Annotated in this window: 2 protein-coding genes; both read left to right on the forward strand. The window is 42.6% G+C overall.

Translation table 11 applies throughout. From position 1 onward, the window contains the following. Positions 1 to 25 precede the first annotated feature (25 nt). The gene (locus tag LEP1GSC192_RS13500; protein WP_081603603.1) at positions 26 to 7,339 is read left to right on the forward strand and encodes an RHS repeat-associated core domain-containing protein; all 7,314 of its coding nucleotides are present in this window, start codon (positions 26 to 28) and stop codon (positions 7,337 to 7,339) included. Positions 7,340 to 7,356: 17 nt separating this feature from the next. Further along, a complete protein-coding gene (locus LEP1GSC192_RS13505) occupies positions 7,357 to 8,037 on the forward strand; it encodes a hypothetical protein (protein WP_020770325.1) in 681 nt (226 codons plus the stop codon). The last annotated feature ends 100 nt before the right edge of the window (positions 8,038 to 8,137 follow it).

Consider the following 8,137-nt stretch of genomic DNA (forward strand, 5'->3'; position numbering starts at 1 on the left):
CTAAAATACGAATCGAGGTACTAATATGCGAATCATCTCAGCTCTAGCTATGCCAAAATCTTTGTTCTCTTTTAAAAAAAAGGGATATTTTCCTTTCATTCATTCAAAAGGTAAATCCTATTTCGGATTAGTTCTAGCTTGTATGCTCGCGTTAGGCGCTTTTTGGAGTGCTCCGAAAGAATCCGGGGTTCCATTTCCTTTGCCGGAAGTCCAGGTTGCCCCGGATGGAAGGGCGGTGACTTCTATCGGGATCCCTGTTCCACCCGGACCGGCAAAATTTGTACCTTCTATTTCACTCTCTTATGATTCTCAAATGGGCAATGGATTTTTAGGAATGGGTTGGAGTTTAGGCGGATTCGGGCAGATCAAAAGGGATTCTACCTTTGGATCCTTTACCTATACCTCTGCGGATCATTTTATTTCCACAGAAGATGGAGAATTAGAGGCATTAACCGTATCACAAGGCGGGGGCTATCACGCTAAAAGAGAAACATTTAGAAAATACACACCCATTGCAGGATGTGGTGATGTATGCTCCTGGTCCGTCAAAGAAGGGAACGGTACTACCAGTTATTACGGAGAACTTAACGGAACTTCCGCCTATAATTCTAGAGTTGTGAACGCGTCCAACCAGGCAAATGTATGGGGCCTCAACAGGATCGTAGATAAAAATGGAAATACGATCGAAATCTTATATCATCCCCAATCCCAAACGGACGGAGTACTTTATCCTCAATACATAAGGTATAATGGAGGCGCTTCCGAAATCGAATTTGTATGGATAGCTCGTGCAGACTGGGTACGATCCTGGATTGGAGGATCTAGTGTAACCCAAACAAGGCTTTTAGATGAGATAATAACAAGATTCCAAAGTTCGGAAACGGATTCTTGGGAGTTTAGTTATGGAACGGATGCGAGCAATCGTAGGATTTTAACTAGTATAGAACGAGATAAATTCGCCCCACTTACATTGACGTATAATATGGGAACTCTGGATCTCTCCCAAACCCCTGCCGTTGTACAAAGATCAAGCGCTATCCCAATCAATGCAAAATTAAAATATTCCGATTTAGGTGCCTGTCTTTCACATTTTACCACCTGCGCAATGACAATGTTTGGAGCTAATCCTGTCGCCGCGATCATGTGTGCGTTAGGGCATATACAGCTTGGAAACGATTGTGCAGATGGAATTTCCTCTAATATAGGATTTTTCGGAGATGTGAATGGAGATAAGGTCCTGGACTATATCCGGATCGTAACGGAAGATTTTGAAAGACCTTACATAGGTATAGGTGGGATTGCAATAGATAATACGATGTTAGAATACCGTACTGCAGCCCTACAGGTAAATTTTGGGAAAAAAGACAGCTCAGGAATTACCAGTTTAGATACTGCCGAACATACAATTTTAAAAACCACGCCATTCCGATTTACGGATGGGACCCAGGCCTTCCCAGCAGATGTAGACGGCAATGGAATGGCGGATATCGTATTTATCGAAGACTATGGATCTAAACTAAAAGTATATTTGTCCACAGGTACAGGATTTAGCGTACAAGAAACAAACGTAACCTCCACCAATCCAAAACCTGCAGGAGGAGGAGCGATTATTAAATATCTATCTCCGGACAGAAGAACCTACAATCATCTTGCGGATCTGAACGGGGATGGTCGTACCGATTTTATCCAATACAATCCTGCCGATTCAAAAACTTATGTTTATTATTCTACTGGAACCGGTTTTGACGGAGGAAGAGCAATTACGGGGATTACGGATTACGGAGTCACTAACCAGATGTTTGTAGATTTGGACGGAAACGGGATCCCTGATTTTATAACCTATGATCGGATAGATAACGATACTGCACGAAGGATGGTATATACATTATTCGGAGAAAACCAAACCGTATTGTATAACGGTAGCCTTACCTTAGGAACGGAAGGTAAGTTCGATAATTTCTACTTCTCCGATCTGAATTCCGACGGCCTCCAGGATTTAGCCGTTGTTCTTCCTCTGGGAGATATTAATACCTCCACAAAGGGAACATTAAAAACTTATTATTTTGATAGTAAAGAATTCGGAAATCCGCAGGTCTTTCCGCTATATGATCTAAGATACAAAGAAGATACAAATAAATTTAAATCGGCAGTAGTTGCAGATCCTTACGAATTGGACTTACGCAGGGATGTGGGTCCGGGAGACGTTCTGTATCTTTCAGGAGGTCGATTAGAATTATTATTTCATGATAATGCTTCTTCCTATGATATCGATCTTTTCCTTTCTCTTGAAAATCCGGATCCGCCCACTGATGCGGAGGGGAATCCCATACCGATGCAAGGAGTGGGTCAATATGATGCCGAGTCGATCCTTAGAGATATAGATAAGGATGGTGCGAATGATACACTTTGGGTGCGAGTATTCGTAGATGGAGACGCTATTACGGATATTACCCTAATGATCAAATATTCCACAGGACCTTCCGAACCGGTAGCTTACGATCTAGACTGGGGAAAATTACAATCGTATGCTTCTATGGATCCGAACGCTGCGAATTGGCCGGCACTTAGCCAGTCTACTTACGACTCTTGGAGAATGGGAATTTTCTTCGCTGATTATAACGGTGACGGAAGAAACGACACAATCTGGTGCGACGGTTCTAATATTCGTGTAGCTTATTCTAAACCGAATGGGACGGGAGGACTTTCCTTTGCACAATACGGAGATATTTCCCCAATTCCTTCTTCGTTCCTGAACCAAGCTGCGGATTTAAACGGAGACACAAGAGCTGATTTGATCTCGATAGAATCTGCCTTAGCGCTCTTGGAATATCCGGCGAACCTCACACATATCAGAAGTAATGTTCCGTTCGCAGGAACCGGAAATATTACATTCACAAATACACCCGTCTCCCTTCCTGCGGGGACCCTAGCTTCGATTTCCACGTCCAAGGGAACTAGAGTGGATATCACATACGATTGGGAAGCAAAACTTCCGGAAACGAAGATCGCTAGTTCGGTTTTCCCATCCATTGCCTTCCCCGTACCTAAATATGTAACAACAAAAGTGCTGCAGACATTCCCTAATGCGAGTCAATCCAGTACAGAGTTTACCTATAACCAACACAGATTTTACAACGGAACCAGAAACGTTAGACGTGACCTTGGATATTCGAGCGTAAAACAAGTAAATAAGCTTGGAAATCTAATTATCAACGGAAAAGAAGACTTTTATTTCCAAGGAGTCGATTTTTACACGGATGGACTTGTTTCCAGAACAGTGGAATCTTCCAGAGGACAAACAGTAAGAGATACCACTTATACTTGTACTTCAAATCTTTCTTTCTTCTCTACTAATTTCGGAAGATGTACGGATTCCGTATCAACCGTGTACGTAAACGGAAGCCCTCATTTTACTATTACCGGATCCATTATATACGATCCATATGGAAACGTAAGACAAAGAACTACCACATTGCCTGGTTATACTCTTACAGAAGATATCCAATACTTAAACGATAACCTTCTTTGGAATCTCGGAATGGAGATCGTTTTCACTAGAAGAGTAAACGGAGTAAAAGTGGAAGATCGGGCCCTCACATACGTGGATAATAAGAATATAAGCTCAATCCAAACCTTTCCGGGAACTACTGAAGCAAACTACGCCGCATATTTCTATGATACTTACGGAAATGTAATAGAGACCAGAGACGGATTCAATCGAAGTACTTTTTACGAGTATGATACTGCTTCCAATAGTTATTTGATCAAAGCGACAAATCCACTTCTTCATGTCACCGAATACGTCTATGATATTCCGAAGGGACTTCTCCTGGAGGAAAAAACTCCGAATGGACAATCAGTAGTCCGAGAATACGACGATTTTGGAAGGATGGTTCAGATCATCCAACCGGGTGAGACGGAAGATTGGACAGAAAGATATTTATATGAAGGAACCGGAGGACTGAATCCTACTTTGACCCGAGTCGTAAAAGACAGTGTGAACGGAGAAGTACAGACCAAACAATATTTCGATTCTATGGGAAGAGTAATACGCGAAGAGACGACTCTAGCTCAAGGAAAAATTCTCGCAAGTTTAACGGAATACGATGCTTATGGTGCAGTAAAAAGAAAATCTTCTCCCTATCTGCAAGGTCTCACTAGTCCCATCTACTCGGAATATACGTATGACGCGAACGGAAATTTGATCAAAATCACGAATCCGGAGGGTACTTATTCCGAAATCACCGCAGTACCTGACGGGAGTAATGGAAATCTAACGACTACGAATACTATGTTCTCCGCCGCAGGAGTGCAGGTTTCCACCGCCACAGTGGTAACTGATTCGAGTAAGAGGATACTTTCTAAGAATTCGAACGGGCTTTTGACAAGTTACGGTTACGATTCTGCAGGAAGACAAAATCGTATCACGGACCCGGCCGGTAATCTATCCACGCTTACCTTCTATCCTTCCGGAAGACGAAGAACGTTTACGGACCAAAATTCGGGCACTACGAATTATGAATATGATACTGTTGGAAATGTTACTAGAGTTAGAACAGCTTCTGGAAAAAATATAGATCGTACTTACGATGCATTGAATCGACTTTTAACCGTTACCGGGGGAGTCGGAACAAATATCAGCTATACTTACGATTTGGGAACAAACGGAATCGGGAGACTTTCCAATGTAGTCGACCCTACCGGAAGTACTGCATTCGAATATTCCGAATCGGGTGATATCGTACGAACCACGAAGACGGTGGACTCTCTTACTTTCGTATTAGAAAGAGAATATGATAATCTTCACAGGCCTGTTTCCACTCGTTACCCGGATGGTTCCATTGTTCGGAATAAGTATGAGCTCGGTGGATATTTATCCCAAGTGGCAATGGATGTTCCGGACTGGAGCAGTTTAAATCACCCGGTAGTTTCCTATGTGGGACCTGGGTTCAGTTCCGATGGAAATTTAGTAGTAACAAGAACGACCGGAAACGGAGTAATCACCGAAATTTCGGTAGATCCTGTCCATCTCAGAACTTCGGGATATAAAACTACTCTAAAAAACGGCACAGTTCGCCAATCCGTTAAAGTAAACTACGACGATATCGGAAATATTACAAAAATTGAAAACTTGGCCTTCCCATCCGAAACCCAAGATTTCACATACGATACTAATCACAGACTTATTTCCGCTACCGGAAGTTTTGGAACGGAAAATTATACTTACGATCCTTCCGGAAACATGACCGCAAAAGCGGATAAAACATTATCTTACTCCGATGCGAACCATGTAAACGCAGTCACTTCGGTCACTTCCCCTTCACTTGGAACTATGACGTACTCCTACGACACGGACGGAAACATGGTGTCAAGAAACGGGGATACTCTTATCTACGATGCGTATGGAACCTTAAAAGAGGTACAAACCTATGGAGGTCAGAATTATAAGATGTATACTGACTTCACGGGAGCTCGTGTTAAAAAAAGAAGCGAAAACGACAATGTGGATATATATACGGTATTCGGGATCTATGAATTACAGAGAGTCCCAAGCCAACCGGATAAACATACTCTTTATATACATGGAGCGAAAGGAGAAACTGTTTCACAGCTAACTCGCACGGATGCGGTACTTGTAGCCGCAAGCGAACCTGACACCGGCATGTTATACGCCATTCTCCCATTTTTGAAAAATGGAGGAGCTGTACTTAAGATTGGAACGATGGAAACCATTGCAGTTTTATTCTCCCCTGAAATGTGGACAAAGGTATGTATGGGAAGTCTAGGAATCATCCTCCTAGGTTGGACCTTATTTACTATTTTCCAAAAAGTATCCATACGAGAGGAAAACTCTTGGGCATTACCATTCGCTCCAATCCTTGTTACTGCGATACTCATCCAAAGCGGTTGCGGAATTATACCTACCGGAGGATCAGGGACAGCTCCTTGGGTTGCGGGAGCCGCTGCAATTGCGGCTGATGTACCAAGTGTAAATTCGCCAAATCCGACTGCACCCGGAGGATTTACAAACGTTCCTGTACCAGGCATGTATTTCTATCACGCGGACCAATTGGGAAGTTTAACGATGCTCACTGACGGAGCAGGGCTTGCTGCGAGCGGTGGGGAAATGCCTGGAACAAGTAATATTAAATACAAACCGTACGGTGAAATTGATAGAGCGAACTCGGCTGGACCGGATATATCCGCTAGAAAATATGCGGGGCAACTAGAGGACCGAGAGACGGGTCTCTATTTCTCAGGCGCAAGATATTACGATCCGGAAACAGGAAGATTCTTACAAGCGGATAGTCAACTGAATCCGGAAACGATGGGACTCAACCGTTACATGTACGTGAACGGGAACCCAATCTCCTTCCGAGATCCAGGCGGGCATAACGCAATAGTAGCCGCATTCAATGATCTATGTGCTGCCATTTTCGGAAGCACAAAAGGTGCTCAACTTGCATTCCAATACTACGTGCAACAATCCAATGATCCTGTTCTGAAGATCCTTGCAGGTTTCTATCAAAAAGTAGAAGAAAAAAGAATGATCCGCAGAATGAGAGACACGCAGATATTTAAGACGGTAGTTGCAGCGGTTGTGGCTGTGGCTTTAATCGTAGCGACATGGGGAGCAGCAACTCCTGCTGTCGTTACAGCTGAAGGAGTCGTCACAGGGGGTTCATTGCTTGGAAATGGACTCGCCTCGATTGGATTATCTTCAGGTTGGACTTCAGGAATCGTTTCTTTTGCAGCCAACCTAGGGGCGTCTGCGGCTGGGTACGCTATTGGGTCCTCTGCAGGATATATTGTAGGGGGATATACTGGAACTGGAGGACGTTGGAATGAATCTACAGCCATTCGAGGAGCACAGCTTGGGGGAGGAATTGGATCTGCAATTACACCATTCGCAGCAGGGAAGCTCGGATTGGAGTTTATGCCAAAAGGTTTATCAAATTCCACTGAATTCAAATCGAGCAATTTTGAATATTTTGAACAATCGTTAGGAAAATTCGGCTACGGAATGGATGCAACAATTTCCGGTGGAATGAATGCTGGAAGGTTTTTAGGAAGAACGTTCGGAGAATTTGCCACCAAGTCTGCATTAAATTGGGCGGCAACAACTCTTCTCGGAGGATTTGTAAATTTTACATGGAGCAACTGGGACTTTAGTGGGTACAATTTAAAAGAATCCATGAATCGTAGAAACTCAGAACCTGAATTTATGGCGAGCGGCTTTTTTAAAGTAAGCGGGGATGCTTGGGGGGCAATTGGATCAGGAATTTACGCCGGAACCGGTTTCAATGAAGTTTTGAATTCATTCTTTTATGGTTTGTAAAACAGTTGGAAGTTAACATGAAATTTCATTCGAAACAAAGTTTAATTTTAGCTAATATATTTATGGTAGTCTTTCTCGGGACTACAGATTGTTCTTCTAGAATTTCACTTGTATACAATCGCCTCCCCAAAATGGACTCCTCTTCGGAACACGGAAGACTTGAAATTTCGTTAGAAAATAAAGAAAGGAATAAAGTAAAGTCTATTTACATTTGGTATTTTGCCCTATTCGATAAGGAAATTGTTGAAGTCGCAGCAAACAAAGTAAAAAATATTCAAACTCATGAAGGCAACCTTTATACAGGTTTGCCTTACGAAATAAAACTCCCAACTGGTGAATACTATGCTCGACTTGAAGCTTTAGACGTTCCAGCAGAAGACCACGATTTAACGTTTCCGTTCAGTGCGCTTTTTGGTTATTATCTTGATTTGAAAAAAGAGCAGAAGATAGCAATTGAATCAAATTATTCTACCTCTAATTGCTCTATTGATAAGAAATTTCTGCATCAATGCAGCAAAATCATAATCAAGAAAGATACGATAACAAAAATAATCATCCGAGTCCAAAAAGAAGTTCCGATTAAAACTGAATTAGGTATGGGAGTTATGAATACGACCCAACTCCCAATCCCCTACCCTCGTGCTGTCTATATACAAGAATCCCCTGAAGTCCTCATAGAAGTGCAAAATCCGAAATGAAGAAAGAATCCATGAATCGTAGAAACTCAGAACCTGAATTTATGGCGAGCGGCTTTTTTAAAGGAAGCGGGGATGCTTGGGGGGCAATTGGAACTGGAAT

The organism is Leptospira sp. B5-022 (assembly GCF_000347035.1).
Lineage (GTDB): Bacteria > Spirochaetota > Leptospiria > Leptospirales > Leptospiraceae > Leptospira_B > Leptospira_B cinconiae.